This window comes from Thermotalea metallivorans (assembly GCF_001562415.1).
In the GTDB taxonomy this organism is placed as follows: domain Bacteria; phylum Bacillota; class Clostridia; order Peptostreptococcales; family Thermotaleaceae; genus Thermotalea; species Thermotalea metallivorans.
Genome location: NZ_LOEE01000019.1, coordinates 189,969 through 215,433, shown reverse-complemented (window position 1 = coordinate 215,433; position 25,465 = coordinate 189,969). Strand labels below are relative to the sequence as shown.

18 protein-coding genes are annotated in these 25,465 nt (G+C 39.4%); 15 read left to right on the top strand and 3 right to left on the bottom strand.

Annotated elements, in window-relative coordinates; genetic code table 11:
- Positions 1 to 148 precede the first annotated feature (148 nt).
- The 13 genes from AN619_RS03595 to AN619_RS03535 all read left to right on the top strand — a co-directional run bounded on the left by AN619_RS03595 (position 149) and on the right by AN619_RS03535 (position 17,390).
- Positions 149 to 1,873: a sensor histidine kinase gene (locus AN619_RS03595; RefSeq protein ID WP_068555104.1), complete on the top strand. Its 1,725-nt coding sequence runs from the start codon at positions 149 to 151 to the stop codon at positions 1,871 to 1,873.
- Positions 1,851 to 2,612, top strand: coding sequence for a LytR/AlgR family response regulator transcription factor (locus AN619_RS03590; protein WP_068555103.1), 762 nt, complete (start codon positions 1,851 to 1,853; stop codon positions 2,610 to 2,612). The genes AN619_RS03595 and AN619_RS03590 overlap by 23 nt, the downstream gene beginning before the upstream one ends.
- A gap of 191 nt (positions 2,613 to 2,803) precedes the next feature.
- Complete coding sequence (locus AN619_RS03585; protein ID WP_068555102.1) at positions 2,804 to 4,228, top strand: carbon starvation CstA family protein; 1,425 nt, start codon at positions 2,804 to 2,806, stop codon at positions 4,226 to 4,228.
- A 110-nt stretch (positions 4,229 to 4,338) separates the two neighbouring features.
- Entirely contained in the window at positions 4,339 to 6,534 is a 2,196-nt protein-coding gene (locus AN619_RS03580; protein WP_068555101.1) for a PAS domain-containing sensor histidine kinase, read from the top strand.
- On the top strand, positions 6,515 to 7,861 hold the full coding sequence (locus AN619_RS03575; RefSeq protein ID WP_068555100.1) for a sigma-54-dependent transcriptional regulator: 1,347 nt from the start codon (positions 6,515 to 6,517) through the stop codon (positions 7,859 to 7,861). The genes AN619_RS03580 and AN619_RS03575 overlap by 20 nt, the downstream gene beginning before the upstream one ends.
- A 384-nt stretch (positions 7,862 to 8,245) precedes the next feature.
- Positions 8,246 to 9,529 carry an ArsB/NhaD family transporter gene (locus AN619_RS03570; protein WP_068555099.1) on the top strand — a complete coding sequence of 428 codons (1,284 nt, stop codon included), beginning with the start codon at positions 8,246 to 8,248 and terminating at the stop codon, positions 9,527 to 9,529.
- Positions 9,530 to 9,858: 329 nt separating this feature from the next.
- On the top strand, positions 9,859 to 11,046 hold the full coding sequence (locus AN619_RS03565; protein ID WP_068555098.1) for a CaiB/BaiF CoA transferase family protein: 1,188 nt from the start codon (positions 9,859 to 9,861) through the stop codon (positions 11,044 to 11,046).
- A gap of 202 nt (positions 11,047 to 11,248) precedes the next feature.
- Entirely contained in the window at positions 11,249 to 11,866 is a 618-nt protein-coding gene (locus AN619_RS03560; RefSeq protein ID WP_068555097.1) for an acetate uptake transporter, read from the top strand.
- Positions 11,867 to 12,091: 225 nt separating this feature from the next.
- Positions 12,092 to 12,520, top strand: a complete 429-nt coding sequence (locus AN619_RS03555) for a 4Fe-4S dicluster domain-containing protein (RefSeq protein WP_068555096.1) — start codon at positions 12,092 to 12,094, stop codon at positions 12,518 to 12,520.
- The gene (locus tag AN619_RS03550; RefSeq protein ID WP_068555095.1) at positions 12,510 to 14,300 is read left to right on the top strand and encodes an aldehyde ferredoxin oxidoreductase N-terminal domain-containing protein; all 1,791 of its coding nucleotides are present in this window, start codon (positions 12,510 to 12,512) and stop codon (positions 14,298 to 14,300) included. The genes AN619_RS03555 and AN619_RS03550 overlap by 11 nt, the downstream gene beginning before the upstream one ends.
- Positions 14,301 to 14,376: 76 nt before the next feature.
- A complete protein-coding gene (locus AN619_RS03545) occupies positions 14,377 to 14,568 on the top strand; it encodes a ferritin family protein (protein WP_068555094.1) in 192 nt (63 codons plus the stop codon).
- Between the two features lie 144 nt (positions 14,569 to 14,712).
- Positions 14,713 to 16,197: a MocR-like pyridoxine biosynthesis transcription factor PdxR gene (gene pdxR, locus AN619_RS03540; RefSeq protein WP_198153226.1), complete on the top strand. Its 1,485-nt coding sequence runs from the start codon at positions 14,713 to 14,715 to the stop codon at positions 16,195 to 16,197.
- A 68-nt stretch (positions 16,198 to 16,265) separates the two neighbouring features.
- Positions 16,266 to 17,390: an alanine dehydrogenase gene (locus AN619_RS03535; protein WP_068555093.1), complete on the top strand. Its 1,125-nt coding sequence runs from the start codon at positions 16,266 to 16,268 to the stop codon at positions 17,388 to 17,390.
- Between the two features lie 55 nt (positions 17,391 to 17,445).
- Here AN619_RS03535 and AN619_RS03530 read toward each other — a convergent pair whose 3' ends face one another.
- From AN619_RS03530 to AN619_RS03520, 3 genes are all read right to left on the bottom strand, one after another.
- Positions 17,446 to 17,817, bottom strand: a complete 372-nt coding sequence (locus AN619_RS03530; protein ID WP_068555092.1) for a bactofilin family protein — start codon at positions 17,815 to 17,817, stop codon at positions 17,446 to 17,448.
- Complete coding sequence (locus tag AN619_RS03525) at positions 17,801 to 18,769, bottom strand: M23 family metallopeptidase (RefSeq protein ID WP_068555091.1); 969 nt, start codon at positions 18,767 to 18,769, stop codon at positions 17,801 to 17,803. The genes AN619_RS03530 and AN619_RS03525 overlap by 17 nt, the downstream gene beginning before the upstream one ends.
- Positions 18,770 to 18,899: 130 nt before the next feature.
- Positions 18,900 to 19,418, bottom strand: a complete 519-nt coding sequence (locus AN619_RS03520; RefSeq protein ID WP_068555090.1) for a TDE2712 family protein — start codon at positions 19,416 to 19,418, stop codon at positions 18,900 to 18,902.
- 115 nt (positions 19,419 to 19,533) lie between these two features.
- Between AN619_RS03520 and AN619_RS03515 the strand changes: the two genes are divergently transcribed.
- Together AN619_RS03515 and AN619_RS03510 are read left to right on the top strand one after the other, a co-directional pair.
- On the top strand, positions 19,534 to 19,995 hold the full coding sequence (locus tag AN619_RS03515) for a MarR family winged helix-turn-helix transcriptional regulator (RefSeq protein ID WP_068555089.1): 462 nt from the start codon (positions 19,534 to 19,536) through the stop codon (positions 19,993 to 19,995).
- Positions 19,996 to 20,019: 24 nt separating this feature from the next.
- Positions 20,020 to 25,431, top strand: coding sequence for a diguanylate cyclase (locus tag AN619_RS03510; RefSeq protein WP_068555088.1), 5,412 nt, complete (start codon positions 20,020 to 20,022; stop codon positions 25,429 to 25,431).
- Positions 25,432 to 25,465 lie beyond the last annotated feature (34 nt).

The window sequence follows — 25,465 nt, the reverse complement described above, 5'->3', positions numbered from 1 at the left end:
CTTTACAGGGAAAAAATTTTTGTACAGCGGCCACCTTGTTGTCAGCTGCCAGTTACCAGCTGCCGGCTATCATCTATTAGCCATCGGCCATCAGCCATCAGCTATTAACCATTAAACCATTAGCCTTCATGAAAAGAGGTATAAAACCATGGTAATCGATTTGTTGAACAGCCTCATGAACCGGGGGGCAATCATTATTATATTGGCTTTTTTGTTATCGAAAATTCCACTATTTAAAAAGCTTGTACTGAAAAAGGATATTTCCCTGCTGGAAAAATTGGCGATGGGGATTTTATTCGGTATCTTTGGAATTATAGGGACTTATTCCGGTATCCCTGTCCATGGTGCCATTGCAAATTCCAGGGTAATCGGCGTATTCGTGGGAGGATGGCTGGGAGGACCCGTTGTGGGGATTTTAAGCGGCCTGATTGCCGGAGGACACAGATGGGCCATCGACATAGGGGGCTTTACGGCCTTTGCCTGTGCCCTTTCTACCTTTGTGGAGGGGGCCATAGGGGGATTTGGAAGCCGCATGATTAAAAACATGAAAATCAGTTGGCTGGGCGCATTGGCCCTGGGGGCTATGGCTGAAATTGTCCAGATGATCATTATTCTACTGGTGGCAAAGCCTTTCGCCGATGCCCTCAATCTTGTGGAGCTGATTTGGTTTCCCATGGTATTTGTAAACTCTATAGGCATTGGGATCTTTATTGCAATGACGCAAAATATATTTATTGAGCATGAACGTATTGGTGCGGCCCAGGCCCAATTGGCCTTGAATATTGCCAATAAAACCCTGCCTGTTTTAAGAAAGGGTTTCCATATGGAGTCTATTCAAAAAACAGCAGAAATCATCTATGAAATGACCAATGTAGCTGCCGCAGCCATCACAGATACGGAAAGGATCCTTGCCCATGTGGGGGAAGGTTGCGACCATCATTTGACGGGAAATCCGCTGATGACAAAGATCACGAAGGAAGTGATTGCATCGGGAGAATACCGCGTTGCGAAAAGGCCGGAAGAGATTGACTGCAACGAAAAAGGGTGCAAATTAATGTCGGCTGTGATTGTGCCACTATTTGATCGGGATAAGGTTGTGGGGACATTAAAGCTGTATAAGTCGGATAAAATGGGAATAACCAGCGTAGATATACAACTGGCCCTAGGGTTAGCCCAATTATTTTCTACGCAAATTGAGTTGAGCAAATTAGAGTATCAGAACAAATTGTTGGCCAAAGCAGAATTGAAAGCTCTACAAGCCCAGATTAATCCTCATTTTCTATTTAATGCATTAAATACCATCGTCTCTTTTGTTCGCACGAAGCCGGAAGAAGCCCGGGAACTGATTATCCATTTGAGCGATTATTTTCGACAAAGCTTGCAGTTTAACAGCGGCGATATTGATTTAAAAAGGGAAATAAAAAATATTGAATCTTATTTGGCTTTGGAGAGGGCCCGATTTGGCGAAAAATTGAAAATTATTTATGATTTGCCAGAGAATATTGATTGTATGATTCCTCCTTTAATCCTTCAGCCTGTGGTAGAAAATGCCGTCAAGCACGGAGTTTTTAACAAGGATGAAGGTGGGACCGTGATCATTAGGGCAGTGGAAAAAGATGAATATGTAGAACTTTCTGTAGAGGATGACGGGATTGGCATAGATCCTTCAGAGCTACAAGATCTGCTGCAGGAAGAAAAAAAGACGGATCACATAGGACTGATCAATGTGGACAAGCGGCTCAAAGCCCAATATGGAATAGAATATGGTTTGCATATTGCCAGCGAGGTTGGCGTGGGAACCATCGTGAAAATGAAAATACCGAAGGAATGTCATGAAAGGAGGGAAAAGGATGCGGTGTATGATTGTAGATGACGAAGCACCTGCCCGTGAGGAAATCAAATATCTGTTGCAAAAATATGGTGGGGTAGAAGTTGTGGCCGAGGCGGAAGAAGGAAAAAAGGCCTTTGAAATTATTAAAAGAGAGAAGCCCGATGTGATATTTTTAGACATACAAATGAGGGGTATGAGCGGATTTGATGTGGCAGATGAATTGATGAAACTGGAAAGTTGCCCTCTCATTGTATTCATCACGGCCTATGATCAGTATGCCATCAAGGCCTTTGAAATCAATGCTGTAGATTATATATTGAAGCCTATTTCATCGGAAAGGCTCAAAAGCACCATGGACCGGCTGTCCAATCTATTAAAGCGTGGAAGCGGGGATATGGGGAAGGTGAATATTGAAGAGCTTCTGAAGTATATATCAAAGCCCAGGCAGATTCAGAAGATATCCGTCTACAGCAATGGCAAGCATATTCCTTTAGATCCCTATGAGATTATTTATATAAGTGTAGAAGGCAGGAATACTGTTATCAAATCAAAGAAGGGGGAGTTTATCTCCAATCTGAATCTGGGCGAGCTGGAAGAAAAATTAAAGGATTTTCCCTTTTTTAGAAGCCACCGTAGTTTTTTGATTAACCTGGAGGAGATTCAAGAAATCGACAACTGGTTTCATGGTACATATCAAATCACCATGAGGGGATTGCCAGAGGAAAAAATCCCAGTAAGCAGAAGCAATGCCCAAAAATTTAGGGAAATGATGAATTTATAAGAAATAAGGAATCCGTTGATTGGGATTCTTTTTTTTGCAAATAAAAAGCATTCTTAGGGTAGCAAAATACATCTTTATTTTACATTTCATACAAAAAATTCGACAATTCAGCCCGATATGGTTTTCAGAAAAACGTTCTCCCTATATAATCAGTAAAAAAGAATTATAACTTAGGAAAGGGAGGAGAAATTGTGCTAAGTTTTATGATTGCAATTATTGTTCTTGTCTTAGGCTATTTTACCTATGGTAAGTTTGTAGAGCGTGTTTTTGGTGCAGATGAGCATCGTCCGACGCCGGCTGTGAAAATGCAAGATGGTGTGGACTATGTGCCCATGAATTGGAAACAGATCTTTTTGATTCAATTTTTGAATATTGCGGGCTTGGGTCCAATATTTGGTGCTATCATGGGTGCTTTGTACGGACCGGCAGCCTTCCTGTGGATTGTGTTGGGAAGCATATTCGCAGGAGCAGTCCACGATTATTTCTCAGGAATGTTGTCTGTTCGACATAAGGGTGAGAGTATATCAGAGATTGTGGGATACTATCTGGGTGTACCTGCCCAAAAAGTCATGAGGGTTTTCTCTGTGATTCTGTTAATTCTTGTGGGTACTGTATTTATGACGGGACCGGCAGGACTTTTGAGCAGCATCAAATTGTTTGGCATTGAAAACAAAAACATTTGGTTGGCAATTATTATCGTATATTATTTCCTGGCTACCATTATGCCCGTGGATAAAATTATCGGCAGAATATATCCTTTATTCGGCGCAGCTTTATTGATTATGGCTGTGGGGATTGGAAGCACGATGGTGATCAAAGGGTATCAAATTCCTGAAATTACACTGACAAGTATGCATCCGAAGGGATTGCCGCTGTGGCCTATGTTGTTTGTTACCATTGCTTGCGGTGCCATCAGTGGATTCCATGCAACCCAATCCCCGATGATGGCCCGTTGTATTACTAATGAAAAGTATGGAAGGCAAGTATTTTATGGTGCTATGATTGCAGAGGGAATCATTGCCTTAATATGGGCGGCGGCAGCGATGACATTCTTCCATGGCATACCTGGATTAAACGAAGCCTTAGGGAATGGTGGTGCAGGGGCCGTTGTCAATACCATATCCAAGTCTTTATTAGGCCCCATCGGCGGTTTATTGGCGGTCTTGGGCGTAATTGCCTGTCCAATTACTTCAGGAGATACTGCCTTTAGAAGTGCAAGGCTTGTCATTGCCGATGCCCTCGGATTTGAACAGGGAAAGATCAAAAGCAGACTCCTGCTGGCGTTACCTCTGTTTGCCGTTGGATTTGCACTAACCAGAATTGATTTTAATATTGTATGGAGATATTTCGCATGGTCAAATCAGACCTTAGCAATGATTGTTCTTTGGGCCGCTGCAGTTTATCTGGCATCGAAGGCGAAGCTTCACTGGATTGCTACGGTACCGGCAACCTTCATGACTGCGGTAAGTGTCACCTATATACTGATGGCCCCTGAAGGTTTTCGACTTCCGGCAGCTGTTGCCTATCCAGCAGGGGGCGGTGCAGCACTATTAGCCGTGATCTTATTTATGATTAAAATACGAAGCGGTGTTACAGCTTTAAATCAGGAAGCGTAGAAAAAAATGGGAATCGATAGATTCCCATTCTATTTATTTTTGGGGGTATGGCAGAAAAGACGGATTTCATGTAAAATGAATAGAAAGGGTATGATTTTGTGGAGGTTTCTATGTTGAATACAAGGAGCTTAAAGTTTAAAATTCCCCTATTGATTATTATCCTGGTGATTATTACAATTGCCGGCGCCAGCTATATGTCTTACAACATTTTTACCCAGAATATCAAGGAACAGATTATACAAAAAAATGCTGTGATTACAGAAATGATTTCGGACCAGATAAGTCAATACTTGTCGGCTGCCCAGGATACGGTGGAATATGTGGCAAAATATGCTTCTTATAATGATATGCCTTCCATCCAAAGAAGTATTGACAGAATTTACAACAGTTACAAATGGATGGATTTAATGTTTTACATGACAACTGACGGAAGAATTACCTACAGCAATCCCCATAATGATATCATTTACAAAAGGAATTATATAGACAGAGAATATTATCAATATATGATGAAGCATAAAGAAACCTATATTAGCAAAGTATTTATCAGCAGCATACTGAATCAACCCCATATCATTGTGGTGGCTCCAATTATGGACCAACAGACGGGAGAAATAAAGGGAATTATTGGTGGGGGCGTACCCCTAAACAGCCTAAAGAAAATTGTAGAAAAAACACAGCAGTCCTTTGATGGGAAGATCTATGTGGTAGATATGGATGGAACCCTTTTGGTGAGTCCCCATGAAGAGGACATGCGCAACAGCAAAGTGCTAACTCGCAGGGTTATGGTGAAAGGCGAGGAACGTGAAATCCCCGATACGATGGAAACATATGGGGAGGGCATCGGAGAATATAAAAGTGATTCGGGCGTGGTATATGTATCTTACAGTAAAATTCCCAACTATAGGGGTATGGTAATTGTAGAGCAAGACGAGCAATATATTACGGGACAAATCGGAAAAATAAAATCGCGTTTTTTTTCCGGGATTGTCTTTGTATTGATTACGGTTTTGATTTTGAGCATGTATTTTGCACATACCATCACCAGCCCCATTGAAAAATTAGTAAGTCTTGTAAGAGGTATGGGCAAAGATTTGGATGAGGGAACCAAAGAAATGGAAATTACGTTCATGGATGAATTCGGAGAATTGGAACAGGCTTTTCATCATATGCGCAAAGAGTTGGGCCTAAAGATGGAAGCTTTAAAGAATCTGCATAAAAGAGAATATGATATAAAGAAATACCTGAATAGCATCTTAAAGAGTGCCGCTAGCGGAATTATTGTCATTGATTACTACAATAGAATCTCTATTTTCAATACGGCTGCAGAAGAAATCACCGGTTACAGAAGCCAATTCTTTATTAACAAAAGCTTGGAATTTTTGTCCTCCCATACGGAATTACCTCTGGATATATTCAAAAATTACATCAGTGGAGAAGAGAATACAGTTATGGAACGGGAGTGCAGCATCCGCAGAAGTGATGGGACAATGGTTCCCCTGAGCATCTCATTATCTCCAGTGTATAATGACGAAGGGAAGGTAATCAGCACAGTGTGCTTGATCAAGGACTTGACCAGAATAAAAATACTGGAGGAACATCTGCGGAGGGAAGACAGACTAAAGACCATCGGGGAAATGTCTTCTTCCATTATTCATGAAATTGGAAATCCATTGGCGGGTATGTCCAATCTTTTGGAAGTATTAAAGGATAACTTGGATGACGAAAATCTGAGGAATGAATTGTTAATGGCATTAAGGGAAGAAGTGAACATGCTGAATAACCTTGTCATCAATTTCTTAGACTTTACAAGAACCCATAAAAATGTGCCTGTTACTACAAACATATTGAGCGTTATCCATAGTGCATTGAATATTTTGAACTCTGAAATCAGCAATAAAAATGTCCGCATTATCAAAAAATTTCCAAATGCCGTGCCTTTGGTCAAAATTGATCCTGCTACTGTACGGCAGGCCTTTGTAAATATTTTCAAGAATAGTATTCAAGCGGTGGACCAAAATGGAAAAATTACGATTGAAGTGAAGATATTAGAGAAGGATTATAAAAGAGTTTTATATATCTCTGTGCTGGATAATGGGGTTGGGATACCAGAGGATAAGATAGAGCAGATTTTTAATCCCTTCTATACTACAAAACAAGACGGGACAGGTCTTGGGTTATCGATCGTTCACAAAATTATTCGAGATAATCATGGGACCATCTCCGTAAGGAGCCAGGTAGGGAAGTATACGGAGTTTATTATTTGTTTCGAGGGGGAGATCATAGATGAAGCTGTTAATTATTGACGATGAAAAAAGTATCCGTTTGTCTCTTCAGGTGGGGTTGAACAAAACAGGAGTAAAAATATTTACGGCAGCTTCTGGAGAAGAGGGGTTGTCAATATTTCATGAAATAAAACCGGATATTGCTATTATTGATATCAAACTGCCGGGTATTGATGGCATTGAGGTACTAAGGAGAATCAGAAAAGAAAATCAAAACTGCATCATCATTATGATTACCTATATCAGTGAAGTAAGATTGGCGGTGGAGGCCATGAAACTGGGCGCTAACGACTATTTTACAAAGCCCTTCAACATAGAAGAAATTAAAGATACCATTGAAAACAATTTGAAATATATTCGAATGAAGAAGGAATTGATTCAAGATAAGTATGAAAATTTTACGGAAATTATAGGCGTCAGCGAACAAATTCATGAGATAAAAAAAATTGTGGATAAGGTAACGAATCTATCTTATAATACGTATATTCTCATACAAGGAGAAAGCGGCACGGGAAAAGAAATCATTGCGAGGGCGATTCATTATAATGGCATTAGGAAAAATAAACCCTACGTTGCTTTAAATTGTGCTGCAATTCCTCAAAATTTGCAGGAAAGCGAATTGTTCGGTTATGAAAAAGGGGCTTTCACGGAAGCAAAAACATCCAAGAAAGGATTGATTGAAGAGGCCCATGGAGGAACCCTGTTTTTAGATGAAATCGGAGATATGGATATTCTTTTGCAGGCCAAACTGCTAAGGGTTTTGCAAGAGAAGAAATTTAGGAGATTGGGTGGAGTAAAAGAGATTGAATTTAATGCCAATATTATTGCGGCTACAAATAAAAATCTACTCCAGGAAATTCAAAATGGAGCTTTTCGGGAGGATTTATATTACAGGCTGAATGTAGTCCCTATTTATACCGTACCTTTACGAGAACGTACGGAGGATATTCCTGTATTAATTGATTCCTTCATTCAATTTTATAATCATCAGCTGAAAAAAAATATCAAAGGGATGACGGAAGGTGCCATGGAAATATGTAAGGCTCATGAATGGAAGGGAAATGTGAGAGAATTAAAAAATGTAATTGAAAGAATCATGATTTTTCAAGAGAATGAATGGATTGGTGTGGAGGATCTGCCTCACAATATATTGAGTGATAAAAATATATTCCATGATAAAAATATTGGAGGCATAGGAAATAGTATGAATCTTGAAACTGTGGAAATGGAGACCATCAGCAGGGTATTAAAACAAAATAACTGGAATATTTCCAGAACTGCCCAGGAGTTGGGGATTTCCCGCCTGACTCTGAGGAGAAAAATAGAAAAGTATAGCCTTACAAAATAGTCTAAGCTGGTAACTTTTGATATGCTCTGTGGTAACTATATTACCTCCTTGGAATATCAGGGCAAGGGATGTATTCTTTTATGGAATCAATTTATATGCACAGGTATTTTCAAGAAAATAAAAAATCTATTGCATGAAGGAAAAATGAAAAATAAGCGGTAATATTTTTACCGCTTTTTCTAATTTTTAAAATATTGTGTTTTTTATTATTTCATATATTCAAGTTTTTACGGCAGATTACAATGCTGGCATGATCCTTGCTATATTGAAAAGTAAGTTTATCCTGTGGAGGGAGGTTGATGAAGAAAACGTTTTTATCCGATACTTTTATTTTTTAAAAATTTTTATGGAAGCAATTTTATATTGAAAAGGAGGACAAAAAGTATGAATATGGGACTTATATCCTTATTGGTATTGGTGCTGGCTATATTTATAGGCTTTAAGAAAGGTGTGAATACCGGCCTTGTAAGTATTGCCTTTGCATTTTTACTAGGTTTCTTTGTTTTGACCAATATCTCCAAAGATCCTGCAGTACCCCAAATGGTAGCCATGTCTTCTGCTGCGGCAAAGGGTACTGACTTGGTAAAAGGTTGGAATACATCCTTGTTTTTCATTCTTGTGGGGATGACCTTTCTATTTGCTGTTGCAAAGGTAAACGGGACTTTGGAATTATTGGCTAGAAAAGCTGCCTATCTGGCCAAAGGAAATAGAAAACTGATTCCTATCTTATTCTTTATCTTTTCCACAGTTTTGGCAGCCATCGGACCTGGCAACATTGCCGTTTGTGCATTGGTACTGCCTATTGCAATGGCTGTAGCTCGGGAAGAACAAATCAGCTCATTATTAATGGCGGCAATGGTGATTGCCGGATCCAATGCCGGTGGACTTTCGCCGATCGCTCCTACAGGAATCATTGGAACACAGTTGGCTGAAAAAATAGGATATAATACTTCGATGCATGTATTTATCAATATGGTTATTGCCCAGGTTGTTATTGCAGTGGTGTGCTACGTAGTTCTGGGAGGATTTAAACTTCAATCCGATACAGTAGCAGCAAAAGAAAAGCCTGTGCCCTTTAATACTATTCAGATTCAAACCCTTGTGGTCATTTCCCTTGTGGTTGCCGCCATCATTGTATTAAAACTGCACATCGGTATGGTGGCATTCTTAGGTGGTACAGTCTTATTGCTATTAGGTGCTGCCGATGAAAGAAAAACAATTGCATCTATGCCATGGAGTACCCTATTGCTGGTATGCGGCGTAGGTGTATTGGTAAATGTAGTGGATAAAGCCGGCGGTATTTCATATCTTACCGATACGCTATCGGCGTTTATGAACACAAAAACTGCAGCGCCTATCATGACTATCGTCGGGGGATTGATGTCGGCAGTATCTTCTGCATCGGGCGTTGTGATGCCTACCCTTATTCCTACGGTACCCGGCATTGTTGAGACCATGGGTGGTGCCGTAAAGGGCGAAACATTGATTTCTGCCATTATCTTAGGCGCCCATTTTGTTACAAATTCGCCGCTATCAACCTTAGGAGCATTGGCCATGGCTTCTGCCCACGAATCAGAATCAGATAAGTTGTTCAGACAATTGCTTATATTGGGCTTTGGCGGTGTATTGTTCGGGGCATTGCTAGTATTTGTGGGGATCGTGCGATAATATTTTTGATAAAATAAAGAGGCCTGCCATGCCTCTTTATTTTGTCAAAGAGAATTGTACTTTCTATACTTTTCCGATAAAATAATCATAAGAATATTCTTAAAATTACAACATATCATATAGCTGGAATTTCAAATTTGAATAGCAACTGGTCGCCAGTTATCAGCTACTAGCTGACAGCTACCAGTACTGATGGCTGATGACTGGTAATAGGCAACAAAACATTTGCTGCACAAAAAGTTTATCTTCATAAAAAGACATAAATCCAGCTTTAGTGTTGTATGTCTATAATAAAACATAAAAAATATCTGGGGAGGGGATTGTGAAATATGAGGCAAGCATTGGAAGGTATCAAAGTACTGGATTTGACGAGAGTATTAGCAGGACCTTATGCTACCATGGTGATGGCAGATCTAGGTGCCGATGTCATAAAAATTGAAGCACCGGGTATTGGCGATGACTCTAGGCAGTTTGGTCCCTATGTAGGGGATGAAAGTGCATATTTTATGAGCTTGAACCGCAATAAAAGAAGTATAACGCTCAACCTGAAGGAAGAAAAGGCCAAGGAAATATTTCAAGAAATGGTAAAAAAGGCGGATGTGGTAGTGGAAAATTATAGGCCGGGAACCATGGAAAAACTGGGTTTAGGCTATGAGGAATTGAAAAAAATTAATCCTGGCATTATTTATGCCGCTTGTTCCGGTTTTGGACATTCAGGGCCATACAGCAAAAGAGCAGCTTATGATGCGGTTGTTCAAGGCATGGGGGGCATTATGAGCATTACGGGAGAAAAAGGAGGAAGGCCCACCAGGGTAGGACCCTCCATTGGTGATATTACAGCGGGACTGTTTTCTGCCATCGGCATATTGGCAGCCCTCCACTATCGCAATCAAACAGGGATAGGACAGAAGGTAGATGTAGCTATGCTGGACTGCCAAGTGGCGATTCTGGAAAATGCCATAGCCAGGTATGTGGTAACAGGCGTTGTGCCAAAGCCGGCAGGAAACAGGCATACTTCCATAACTCCTTTCGAACCCTTTGAAACAGCCGACGGAGAGGTAATGATTGCTGCAGGGAATGATGCTTTATGGGAAAAACTTTGTGAAGCCCTTGGAAAAGAAGAATGGATTCAAGATGAAAGATTTCAAACAAATCCGCTGCGAACAAAGCATGTGGAAGAATTGGTCCCGATGATTCAAGAAATTACCAGAACAAAAACTACAGCAGAGTGGCTAAAGATTTTAGACCAGGCAGGGGTGCCCAACGGGCCAATCAATACAATTGATAAAGTGATAGAGGATCCCCAGGTATTGGCAAGGGAGATGATCGTAGAGGTAGAGCATCCGGTGGCAGGAAAATTGAAAATGGCTGGTACGCCCATCAAAATGAGCGAAACCCAGGGTGGAGTGAGGGCGCCTGCACCGCTATTAGGTCAGCATACGGAAGAAATATTAAAGGAACTGTTAGGCTATAGTGATGAAGAAATTGAAGATTTAAAAAAGGAGAATATTTTTTAACTATATATAACGGTTATATCCTTTTGAAAAATATCAAAACAAGAAGAATTCTTGAGCAAAGCAAGGATTCTTCTTGTTTTTTTGACATTTTTCGTCATTAATAAGGATGAACAGAGAAAATATCATAGAAAATGCAAATTGACTTGTCGAAACTTTTTTGATATCTTCTTACAGTATGTATCAATTTATTAGGAGGGTTCTTATGAATACACAAGAAACACAACATGTAAAGATTACCAATGCGGATCCATCGGCCTTAGGATTATTCGGACTGGCGATGGTAACTTTGGTGGCATCATCCCAAAAGCTCGGATGGACAGGGGGTTTGTCTTTTGTCATTCCGTGGGCTATTTTTTTAGGCGGGTTTGCTCAATTATTTGCCTGTATTGAAGATTCAAAAAGGCATAATTTATTTGGTACCACTGCTTTTGGTGCCTATGGTTTGTTTTGGGTTGCAGTAGCCGCTTCATGGTTGACCAAATTGGGCTTTTTTGGAGAAGCTCTGGCAGCAAATATTGATGGAAGGCAGCTGGGATTTGCATTTATAGGCTATTTGATTTTTTCAATTTATATGACTGTGGCAGCTACGGAAACCAACAGGGTATTATTTTATATTCTTTTCCTAATTGATATTTTATTTTTGGGACTTTCCATGAATACATTTGGAATATTACCGGAATTTTCCCATAAGCTTGCTGCTTATACAGAACTTTTGATCTCAATGCTGGGATTCTATGCTTCGGCGGCGGCAGTTTTGAATGGACATTTTGGCAGAATATTTTTGCCTGTTGGAAAACCTATGGGTATTTTTAAAAAATAACAAAGACTTCCGCTGGAAAATTGAAAAGAAGACTTTGTTGAAATACAGATGATTGGACATAAAGGGGCTATGGAAATAGATCTTCCGTTATGCTATTACGATACAAAAGAGGTGATTTCATCATCTCTTTTTTTTAAACTTTTTGACGAAGGGAGGATGAAAAAGAATAAGGATGCTGTTCGACGGTAATAATGGAAATAGTTAAAGAAAAACTGGGGTGTGATGATGGAAAGGGAAAGAAAAAAGATTTTAAAAATAGGGGAAATGAATCAATGTATAGGGTGTTGTTCTTGTATGCTGGCCTGTGCCAGAACAGTCCATGGGGATTATTCTCCTGTGAAAAGTGCTATACAGATAAGAAGCAGCGGGGGACTTCAAGGGAAGTTTGTCGCTGATATTTGCAGGGGTTGCATCCATCCTCCTTGTGCACAAGCGTGTGCCACCGGGGCTTTAACTGCCAGGAAAGGCGGCGGAGTTGGTTTACATAGGGAAAAATGCATAGGTTGCAAGAAATGCATTGATGCCTGTTTGGTGGGTGCAATCCGCTTTGATCAAAGGGAAGGGATCCCCATTATCTGCATACAATGCGGTGCATGTACAAAAAACTGTCCCCATGGCGTCCTAAGGATGGAGGTAAGTTCTTATGCAGAATAGGAAATTTATTAAGGTTTTGGAAATTGATCTGACGGCAAAAAAAACCAATCTTGAAAAAAGAAAGGATTTGGTTCCGTTTTTAGGCGGCGTAGGAACGGGAATAAAGTTATTGGAGGAAAAAATCAAACCTGAATTCGACTGTTTTCATGAAGCACAGCCCATTATTTTTTCCATAGGGCCTATGGAAACCATATATCCGGCCGTGACCAAGGTGGTAGCTTTGTTTCGTTCACCACTTACGGGGGAATTGGGAGAAAGTCATGCAGGATTGCGGTTGGGCATGGCCATGCGATTCGCAGGGTATGATGCCATTGTCATTTCAGGGAAGGCAAAAACACCTGTCTACCTCTATATTAGCAATGAGCAGGTGGAGTTTAAAAATGCCGAAGCCTTATGGGGACTGGATACAGAAGAAACAGGGAGGCTTTTGAGGGAAAAGGAACCAGGGACAGGTTTACGGTCAATTCTGCGGATTGGTCCTGCCGGTGAAAAGTTAATCTCCTTTGCAGGCGTGAATGTGGATACCTACCGCCATTTTGGACGATTAGGGTTAGGGGCTTTGTTTGGAAGTAAAGGCTTGAAAGGAATGATTGTCCATGGAGATGAAAGTGAGTCTATTCCTGACAAAAAAGAATATCCTAAGGTGTATAGGGAAATTTATCATAAAGTAATGGAAACAGACCTTATGGAAAAATATCATGGCATCGGCACGTCCATCAATATATTGTCTTTACACCATATGAATTCCTTGCCTACAAGAAATCTGCAGGAAAGCAGTTTTGAATTTGCCCAAGAAATCAGCGGGGAATCTTTTGCGGAGGAAAAGCTGGTAAGAAAACTGGCATGTTCAGGGTGTCCCGTGGGATGTATTCACATAGGCATTCACAGAAAGAGGTTTGCTGATCCCTATGAATATGCGTGGAGCGGTATTTCCTATGACCATGAGCTGATATTTGCTCTGGGCTCTTTCCTGGGTATCGGCAGCAAAGATGATATCCTCTCCCTTATCGAGATCATTGAGCGATATGGACTGGATTGCATCAGCATGGGGGTCCTGTTGGGTTGGATTACGGAAGCATATCAAAAAGGTCTGATTTCAAAAGAACAGTTAGGGAGATCCATTGATTTTGGGGATACAGAGGGATATAAATTTATTATTGAAAATGTCATAAAGGGAACCAATGAATTTTATAAAACCGTGTCGAAAGGAACCCATTATGCAGCAGAGACCTATGGAGGAAAAGATTTTGCAGCGGTTTTAGGGAAACATGAGATTGCAGGTTACCATACGGGCTATGGCCATCTGCTGGGTATGTCCGTAGGAGCCAGACACTCCCATTTGGATAATGGGGGCTATGCTTTGGATCAAAGTTTGCAGGAGCCGGATGGGGAAAAACTTGTGGATGATTTGATCCTAGAAGAAATGGAAAGGAATGTTCAAAATTGTTTGGTTATTTGTCTTTTTTCTCGAAAAGTTTATGATCTTGATACCATCGTGAAGGCCTTGAAGGCCATTGGAATCGACTATAGTTCTGAAAAGCTCATGGATTTGGGGAGAGATATTTTTCGGAGGAAGATAGCCTTGAAAAAGAAACTTGGTTTTGATTATAGAAAACTAGAATTTCCAAAAAGGTTTTTTGAAACGAAAACCCTTCATGGTCTGTTGAAGGAGGATAAAGCAAAAGATTTATTGAGCATATATATGGAAAGGGCGGAAAAAATATGTGCGGAAAGTGTAGATTTGTTCGCCCGTACTGATGATGAAAAAAAGTCCATTTAATATATTTATCATATTTGTACATAATAAATAGTGTTAAGGCAAAACTAATACTGAATCAATGAGGAGGTGTACAAGGATGGAAATGAATACACGGGATACAATTATGAAAAAATTATTGGATGCACAGGAAAGCGTACGTGACTATGAAATGTTTTCTAAACAAGTAAACGACAAAGAGGTGGCAGGATTATTCAAGCAATTTGCAGAGGAATGCGGCATGCAGGCCAGAAAACTGCAAGCATTGATCGATAAATACGATAGACATTAAAAGGTGCGGAAATTCCGCACTTTTTCTTATTGTATTGCTTTGTCTTCCGTCTGGGATTTGCTTTTGTCTATAGTAATGCAGGTGCAGATTTTGTATAATGAATATAGGAAGAATGCACAAGAAAGGTTAATTCAGGAGGTTATAATGGATCTGTTTGCAAAGATATGCATTGACAAGAATTCACTGGAACATATGTATATTCAATTATTTAAATCTATCAAAAATATGATAGAGCAGGGAGTGCTGAAAGCCAATGATAAGCTTCCACCCATTCGACAACTGGCAGATTTGCTGGGGGTCAACAATGTGACCATTGTAAAGGCCTATGATTTGCTGGAAGAGGAGGGATATGTCTATAAAAAAATAGGCAGCGGCACCTTTGTCAAACCCTCGGGAAATTACCGCTATCTAAATGAACAACATAAATATCCCGTTGATGAAGATTTTCGCCAAATGGATCGAGGACAGATTCAAATTAGAAACAATATGATCAGCTTTGCCAGTGCTACCCCTACGCCCGATTTATTTCCCGTGGAGGATTTTAAAAATCTTTTGATCGAAGTATTGGATAGGGATAAAGGAAGTGCTTTCGGCTATCAGGAAAGTCAAGGGTACTATCCTTTAAGGGAGTCATTGGTTTCTTATTTGAGTGCCTATGGTATTTTTACCCATGCAGAGAATGTGCAAATTATTTCCGGGGCCCAGCAGGGTATCGATGTGATTTCTAAAGCCTTTGTGCAGTTTGGTGATTCCGTTATTGTAGAAAGCCCTACCTATACCGGTGCAATTGCCACATTCAAGTCCAGAGGTGCCAAGATCATTGATGTTCCCATATTTGAGGACGGAATGGATATGGCTGATTTGGAAGGGAAAATTTTAACCCATCGACCTAAACTGATTTATGCAATGCCTAATTTCCAAAATCCCACTGGATATTCTTATAGTCAGCAAAAAAAACAGAAGCTATTGGAGCTGGCCAGCCGGTACAATGTTTTGATTGTTGAGGACGATTATTTAAGCGAATTGAGTTTTCATGGCTATGAATCTGCTACACTGAAAAGTTTGGATATTCAGGATATGATTATATATGTAAAAAGTTTTTCTAAAATTTTTATGCCCGGTCTGCGATTGGGGTTTCTAGTCATTCCACAAAAGCTGCATCACCAAATTTTAGCGGCAAAGCATGCATCGGACATATCCACATCGGGTTTGAACCAGCGGGCCTTTGATTTATACCTGAGAAAGGGCATTTGGAAACAGCATATTCACTATATGAAAAATATTTATGAAGAACGTTTCGAGATCATGGTCCATTGTCTCGAAAAATATATGGCACCTTTGGGGGTATCCTATACCTTGCCAAAGGGAGGATTGAATTTTTGGCTTTGTCTGCCGGAAGGATATTCCTCCAATGATTTGTATCATGAATGTGAAAGAAATAATATTCTGATTCTGCCAGGATCTATCTTTTTTACCTCCCAAGGGGAGAGCCGGTATTTTCGATTGAGCATTGCTGCCGTTTATCCTCATGAAATAGACTTCGGAATGAAAAAATTATCGGAAATTATGGAAAAGTTTCTGAAAGCAAAGGCAACATCCAATATCAATGCTTATTTTCCTATTTTATAATGAGGTATATTGAGGGTTTTTTTCTAATAAAATATAGCACCACAAAATTGGTAAAGGGGGCTATATGAATGAAAATCGGAGTACCGAAGGAAACGGCCAACCGGGAATATAGAGTAGGCATGACTCATTTGGGGGTGAAGCAGGCCGTCAGTGCAGGGAATGAAGTATATGTTAGCAGGGGAGCAGGCATTCCCAGCGGCATTACCGATGCAATGTATGAAGAAGCTGGCGCAGTGCTCGTGGAAGACGTTCGGAAGGTATATGAGTTTGCAGATTTGATTGTAAAGGTAAAACCACCCATAGATATAGAATTGGCATGGTTGCAGCGGAAACAGGTAATTTTTTCCTATGTGCTGCCGGAAAGAAACAAGGAGCTTTGCTATGCTTTTATTCAAAAAGAGATTACAGCCTTTGGTTATGAAAGCGTAGAAGATCAGGAAGGCCGCAGGCCCCTGCTGATTCCCATGAGTGAGATTGCAGGGAAGATGGCTGTAATGATGGGAAGCAGATTTTTTCATACCATCCATGGGGGAAAGGGATTGATGCTAGGCTGTATGCCCGGGATTTCGCCGGTAGAAGTGGCTATTCTTGGGGCAGGAGCCGCTGCGGAAGGAGCAGCTTTCATTGCTGCCGGGATAGGCTGCAATGTGACGATTCTCAATAGAAGCATGCACAGGCTCCGTGGAATGGAGCAAAGACTTGGCAGAAAAGCAACGTATCTGATTCTTACCGAAGAAAATCTTGTAAAGGTCCTGAAGACGACGGATATGATTATCAATACAATTGATCAGATGGGGGAAAAGGATACCCATTTGATTCCCAGAGATATGCTGAAGGAGATGAAGGAAGGAACCATCATTTTTGATGTAGCCTGTGACACAAATGGAACCATTGAAACTTCACGCCCTACGACCCATGATGATCCTATCTATGTTGTTGACGGCATTATTCACTGTGCTATTCCCAATTTGCCGGGAATTGTTCCCAGGACAGCAACGATGGTTTTAACAGAGGCAACCCTTCCTTATATTATGAAACTGGCGGAGCATGGATATAAAAAGGCTGTATTGAACCATTCGAGCTTAAGAAAAGGGATGTGTTTCTATGAAGGCTGGCTGCTGCATAAAAAGGCAGCAGAAAATTTTGGGCTGGGCTATAAGCCCTTTGAAAGCTGTTTTTACCCATGCAAATGAGGAAAAATTGTGTATGGAAATCTCCCTGTCTTGTCCACAGGATATGGAGGTGAGACTAGATCTCATTTTGTCCTATTTCCTTCATTGAACATTTTCCTTCGAAAATGGCCTTTTCCTCCACTATAAAGCTTGAGACCTGTATATCTCCCAGCAGTTTGCCTGTTGCTGCGATTTTGAGCTGACCCGATGCCGTTGCATTTCCTTCGATGGTACCGGCATTGAAAATATTATTTGCAAGAATATTGCCGCATACCTTGCCTTCTTCACCGATAATAACATTTCCCTTTGATTGGATGTCCCCTTTGAACAGCCCGTCGATGCGGATGGTTCCTTCTGCTGTCAAAGTTCCTTCAAAATGGGAATTACTGCCGATGAGGGTATCGAATTTTTCATGATTTGCCACGGGAACATCATTTTTTTTGAACACCTGTTCCACCTCCCAATCTATTCTTTAGGACATTTTCAGGATCGATTTGCTCGCCCTTATAGTGAATTTCGAAATGAAGATGAGGTCCGGTACTGCGTCCCGTACTTCCCATCTTTGCAATCATATCTCCTTTTTTTACTTTTTGCCCTACTTCCACTAGATTTTCGCTGTTGTGGGCATATACACTCCGATATCCGTTTCCGTGGGATATGATGATGGTTTTGCCATATCCTGTATTCCAGCCGGAAAAGGTAACAATACCTGTACCGGCTGCTACAATATGGGTTCCTTGATCATTGGCAATATCAATCCCGTGATGAAACTGTCTCCTGCCTGTAAAGGGGGAAATTCTATAGCCGAATTTTGATGTAATTTTTCCTTCAGCAGGCATGGCGTCAGGAAGAGCATCGATGGCTTTCAACTGGCCATCTACATCATGAATAAGCTCCGCCAAATTTTCAATTTTGCTGTCCATTTCGGCAGCCAAAATATCTAAATCAATATCTGTATCTTCCAATGGCAATGGAGATAGGTCTGAACTTGGAATATTTCTATAAAAGGAGCGGGACGTAGGTTTTAAGCTGGAAGAATTAACGGACATTTTTAATCCCACCATGGATCGTATTTTTTGCTCCAGTTCACTCAGGATGTTTAGTTTTTCATGGATTGTGCTGGTGCGATTTTTTAGCTCAGAAATTTCCAATGCCTGCTTTTCGTTGATTTCTTGTAGCTGTTGCAAATGATTTAGATTGGCATAAAGGGCATATTTGGTGCTTATGAAGGTATAAGAAAGCACCACAAGGGATATGCAAAGTATGGCGAAGGAAGTAAAAATAGAATACAGCAGAAATTTATTCAATTGAAACTGCTTTGTTCCCTTACCAGAATGGGGGATTACTACAAAAGTAAGGTGTTCTTTGCGAAGCTGTTTCAAATATTGAAAAAAGCTCATGGATAAAATACCTCCAAAAAACTAGTGGTAGTATACTTCGACATGATTTTGTGAAATCCTTTCAAAAAAGAAAAACTTTTTATCTGCTGTGCAAGGGGCTGATAAAAAAAAGCAAGCATATGGCTTGCGTTTAAGAGGTTAGGGCTGTTTTTAGGATTTCCTCTATAGGCATATCATCTGCTTTGAGTATGCCGTCTACCAAGTGAAATTTGAAGAAATTTAAAATAATTTTATTTTCATGGCATTGGAATGTATCAAAGGGAGTAGGGACAACCACTACCTCTAGGTGATCCATGTCCTTTATGTTCCATGTTCTATTAAGATGCTCAATAATGTCCTTGAGCCGGACTCCTTTGAAAGCATTAATCTTGTCGTGCAATGTATCCATATATTCTAAAATCATGAGATTTCTGCTGTAAAACCTGTTTTCCGCTTTATTGCCGGTGAACGGTTCGCGATTTGATAATGCACTCAGGCTTCTTCTTACGGATTCCGAAGTGAATTCATCATTATATATCCACTGAAAGGGTTCTGTATTTGCAATATCAATAATAAATTTTTCTGTAAGTTTGTCCTTGGAAGAAATGGACGTCCATAGGAACTGCATTGCTTCTATGGCATTCAGATTTAAAGAACCATGCTGGATCATATGTTTACCTCCTCATAAAATAGTTATATAATAATGATAAATGAAAATTTGGCATCACTCATTACTTATTATAGCATAATAAGCAGAATAATAAAGTGAATTTATGGAGGTACCAATGAGCAAAGAAAAATTTCCTCAAGATATCGTAGAAATTGAAAGATTGTTACGATGGGTATGTACATCTATCAAAAGAAAGGGGAGAGATATATTAGCAGATTTTGAGATTACGCCGCCGCAGTTCGATGCTTTGCTGCAGTTGATTAAATACGGGGATTTGACTATAGGCGAATTAAGCAGCAAAATGTTTTTGGCCTGCAGCACCATAACGGATCTGATTGACCGGATGGAAAAAAACGGCTTAGTAGAAAGAATCCGGGACACAAAGGACCGAAGGGTAGTAAGAATAAGCGTTCTTGATAAGGGACACAAGCTGATTGAAGAAGTTCTTGATACAAGAAGGGCGTACTTAGATAGGGTATTGCTTGATTTAACTTTAGAACAGAAAAATGATTTGATTCTGGCGTTAAAAATGATACATGAAAGAACAGAAGCAGAATGTGATTGCATAAAAGATTAATCATCTTCATGGGGATGTGTGGGAATGGAGTTAGTAAATGGAAGGTATAAAATTTTGCATTATGTAGATAAAGATTTTTATGCTACATCTTATATTGCCATGGATTTATATAATCATAACGAAAAAATACTCATAAAAATATTTGAGCCGGAATTTTCAAAAAGTGACCTAATTCAGCATTACATTGATGAATATATCTATTTTACTTCTTTTGAACACGAAACATTGTTGCAAAATAAATCTTTTGATATTATACAAACCATTGACAATAAAACGCCATCGACAAAGCAATTTTTCTACACCAGGGAATATGTGCCCTATAATCCTATAAAATATACGGATTTATCCCAACAAGAGGCGATGGAAGCATTCGTGAAAATCTGTAGCGGCATCAGGTATTTGCATTTTCGAGGGATATGCTATAAATATTTAACTCTGGATAATATCTTCTTATATAAAGAAAATAATCAGATTCAAGTGAAATTGAAGGATCTTGCCTATGTCAAACAGATAGAATTTGACAGGGGAAAAATTGCCCATTACAATCAACAATTTATTGCTCCAGAGTGCCAGATGGGATTGGAAGTAGATTTTAGAAGCGACATTTTTTCTCTGGGTGTTCTTCTGTTTTACCTATACTATGGCGCCTCCTATAAGAACAATGAATTTAAGTATTTATATGATAGTCTGAAAAATAATCGAAATGAAAAATTAGATAAGATGATTAAGGAAATGACTTCTTTTGAAATGGATGAAAGGTACAGAAATATAGGGCAGGTGATTTCCGCTGTTCGAGAGTTGGGTGAAGGCGAGTTTATGCCCATCGAAGATAGAGGAAATTACGAAAGGCTCAATTTTAATATAAAGCTGATCCATAGAGAAAATGAGGTCAATAAAGTGCTGAAGACTTTCAATGACTTCAACAAGGCTCACATGGGTCCAAGGGCAATACTGGTTGAAGGAGAGGCCGGAATCGGCAAAAGCCGGTTCATCAAAGAAGTATTGTACCGCTTCCGGATGGACAATGTGCATGCATACTTTTCAGAATACCTTGAACCCAATGCTGTTCAGCATAAAGCATTAAAAGAGATTTTAAAACAAATGTTGAAAAATGCACATTATGATCTTGTAAAAAAATATGGGCCGGAATTGGTAAAGATTCTACCCAGCATAGGAAATATCTGGGACATCACCCCCTCTCCCGTGCTTTCAGCACAAAAAGAAAAGCTAAGACTGTATGACAGAGTCTTTCACTTTATCCATGATGCTGTATCCTTGAAGCCTGCGGTAATGATATTGGAAAATATTCATTTGGCAGATGAAAGTACTTTAGAATTCATTAGCTTTGTGTTGAAAAACAAGAAAAAATTTCCTGTTTTTTTTATAATGACCTGCAGAACGGAAGAACAAGATGGAATTTCAAGATTTTTGAAAGAATGGGAAACAACAGAAAAAATCAGCCAAATTCATTTAAGTAAATTTAATTTGGAAGAGACGGCTGCCCTTATCCAGAACATTTTGGGTATGGCATGGAAACCCTTAAAGCTGGCTACCCGAATTATGAAATTAACAGACGGCAATCCCCGATATATAGAGGAAGTGATTAAAAATTTATTTATTGAAGGAACCCTGGTTGTAAATCAAGACAATAAATGGATGATCAAGGGAGAAGGCATCGGGATAGACAATGTGAAACTTCCTTCTACCATTGGTGAGGCTTTGCTCAATCAGGTAAAATCTTTGGATGAAAATACATTGCATGTGCTAAAGACCATCTCTATATTCAACGCTCCAGTTTCTCCAGAGATTATAAGCAATATGATGGATATGGATCTGTCTGAGGCGAAGGACATACTTTGCAAATTGGTGGAAATGAAAATATTGGGGGAAAAACTGGAGGATTGGGGTTATACCTACGATTATGAGAATCGTCAACTGAAAAACCATATCTACAGAGCCATTGGAAAAGAAGAAAAAGCAGAGTGCCATCGGAAAGCTGCAATGATATTGGAAATTTCGTATGATCGGGAGGGCAGAGAGAATAAAGATGAATTAATTCACCATTTAACAAAATGTGGAAATGTCAGCAAGGCCATTGATTACTGTTTAGAATCTGCCCAAAAGATGTTTTCCTTAAATATTTATACCCAATCATTGGATTTTTTGGAAAAGATAATAGAGTTATTTGGCAATTGTGCGGAAGATCACCGGAAGACTACAGCTTTATTGATTATGGGAGAAATATATTTCAATATGGGGGAAACCGATAAGTCTTTGTACTATTATGAAGAAGCGGTCAAAATTGCCGAGAAATTTTATCAGAAAAGGGAAATAGTGGATGGTAAAAATAAAATATCCTCCATCTACCTTATAAAAAATATGATAGAGCCCGCAAAGAAGATGATTTTAGAAGTTATCCGAATTGCCAAGGAAATCGAATATATTGATGGATATCTGGAGGCAGGCCATTTATTAAGCCGAACGTTTTTTGAACAAGAGGATTTAGAAAATGCATCTCGGATCACCGACGAATTTTTGAAAAAAAGCATTACCTTTGGCAGCTATCGCTATATAGGTAGCTTTCTGAATCGCAAGGGCAATTTATTGGGATTTCTGGGAAAATATGATGAAGCTATGTTGGCTTATATCAAAAGCGTAGAATATTTAGAAAAATCCGGATACCATATAGAGACGATGAAGCCCATCAACAATATGGGCGTACTCTTTATGGAGGCCATGCAAAACACAAAAATGGCCAGAAAATATTATGAAAAAGCTTTAAAACTGGCTGAAAAATATAATTTTATTGCGGGAACATCCATATATTACTTAAATATTGGTGAAACCTATCTGGTAGAAGATGAATATCAGCTTGCCATCGAATATTTCAATAAGGTCATACATCTAGATGAATTAACGGGAGATAAAATAAGTTTGTCTTGGGCTTACCTGTATCTTTCTGAAGCCTATATGAAATTAAATGAATATCTAAAGGCTTACAACTACCTGAAGAAGGCTGAAGGGGAGATGGGGAATTGTTCTGAGCCAAGCAGGATGTATATATATTATCATATTCTGAAAGTGAATTTTTATTTTCAAGTAGGCTCCGAGAAACTGGCAACGCAATGGCTTTCCCAAGAAGAGGCTTTGCTCTCCCAAACCGATAAAATCAGTGGGTTTGAGATTTGCTCGCTGAAACTGCTCTCTCAACTGGATCATATGAAAAATGAAGGTGTACAAAATATTCTTGCATTGATTGAAAAGTTTCAAAGGGAAGGTTTCGTAAAGGAAAAGCGAAGATTGCTGTTGGATGCCGCCCTTTATTTTGTAGAAGAGGGCCTGCTGCATGAAGCTGCAGAAATGCTGCAATATGATGAGAAACTGTCGCAGACCTTTGACAGTAAAATGCTGCAGCATAAAAGAAATTATATTTTGGGCTACTTTACGGAGGACAAGATCCGTTATTTTGAAAACATGCTGAAAGAAGTTAGTCAGAGGGAATTCTTGGAGCTGGAATGGAGGATTTATCAAATATTAGGGGATGCTTTTTTAAAAGAAAAGGAATACTATAAGGCCATCAATAGCTATATCTTTTCTTTAGATATACTGAGAAGGCTTACAAACAAGATCCCTAACGACTTGCGGCTGGATTATATGAACAGCAGCAAGGTCAAAAAGGCGATAAAACCAAAGATTTTGATGTTGAAAAAGATGATTTTGGAGGAGAATTATGAAGAGGATAATTCTCAAGAATGGAATTCCTCCATGGAGATTGAGGATTTAAATGCTTATTTTGATTTTTCAGATTTACAGAGGCTATTCCATAACGAGAAATTCTTGGAATCAGCATTAAGGGAATATGAGTCTCTGCTGCCGATGAAAATAGCAAGTTTGAGAGATTTAATTCAATTTTTATCTTCTGATCATGCTGAAAACCTGGAAATAGTCTTGAAATATTGTGTGAAAGTATCCTTAGCCACCAGAGGTTTTATTATTCTTGTGGACGAAGGAGGAAACGTTAGGGATACGATGAAACTATACAAGCACCATAAACTGCCTGATATACGTTACATATTGGAGAGGGTAAGCCAAAAACAGGATGGCATACTGCTTAAAGAAACTTTTAGCACTGGGTTGAAAAGTGATTATGGATATTTGCCCGATAATGCGAAGGCTGTCATTTGTATCCCCATTACAGCAAAGCAGAAGATGGGGAACATGACAGCTCCAGGGAAAAGAAAAAATTGGGGCAAGGACGAGACCGATCGCATCCTGGGATATCTTTATCTGGATACCAATAAAATTTTTAATAATTTTGACTGGAGTGCGTATAAAACCTGCGATGCCCTATGCAATTTGCTGTATGTGCTGATAGAAAATTATCATTTAAAGGTTACCGCTTCCATCGATAAGCTGACGAATGTTTTTATGAGAAAATATATTGAAAAAGCATTCAACAATGAGCTGATAAAAGCCGAAACAAATCATAGCCAACTTTCTATTGTCATGTGTGATATCGATAAGTTTAAATTTGTAAATGATTTTTATGGGCATCGGCAAGGTGATGATGTGCTTAGGCAAGTAGCTGAAATCTTAAGATCCAATGTGAGGGAAGGGGATCTGATAGGAAGATATGGCGGTGAAGAATTTATTCTCATCCTTCCACGTACAAATTTAACAGAGGCCAAGACGGTTTGCGAAAGATTAAGAAAAACCATAGAACATGCCAGCCTGTTAGGAGACGACCATGCTGTAACCATGAGTTTCGGCATAGCTGCATATCCAGAACATGGAAATACCCAGGAGGAATTGATTGAAAAGGCAGACCAGGCTTTATATCATGCAAAGGAAACCGGCAGAAACAAGTCTGTGATTTGGGATAAAAATATTGGAAGTCACAGAAAGAGAGTAGATAAGCTGGCCGGAATTATTTCAGGGAATATTGCCCAAGACCATAGAAATGTTCAAGTAATTGTAGAAATTATAGAATTGCTGAAAGAACGCAAAGGAAAGAGGAAAAAAATATTTGAAATATTAGGAAGGCTGATTGAAATTATAGAAGCAAAACAGGGGATTTTAATAGAATTGGCGGAAGATGAAATAAAGCATATATATTGCAGGGAACGCTTTAAGGAAGAATGGATAGAGAATGTAAAGATAAACGAAAAATTAATATCCCATGTCCTTGAAACAAAAACAGGAGATTACTTGATTGATTGGGAAAGCATACAGGATGTAGACACTTTTGCGGGAACACCGGATTGGCAGTCTCTAATTATACTTCCCATCATAAATCAAGGAAAGACAAAGGGAGTTTTACAGCTGAATGTTCCTATCAAAGAAAAAGAATTTGATTTTAAGACATTTAACTTTGTAAATTCCATAACAGGTGTCATCGGCGCCGTGTTTTATGAGAATGAAGAAGTAAAAAATTGAAGTAGGCATGGAAGCTTACAAGATCAATCGAGGT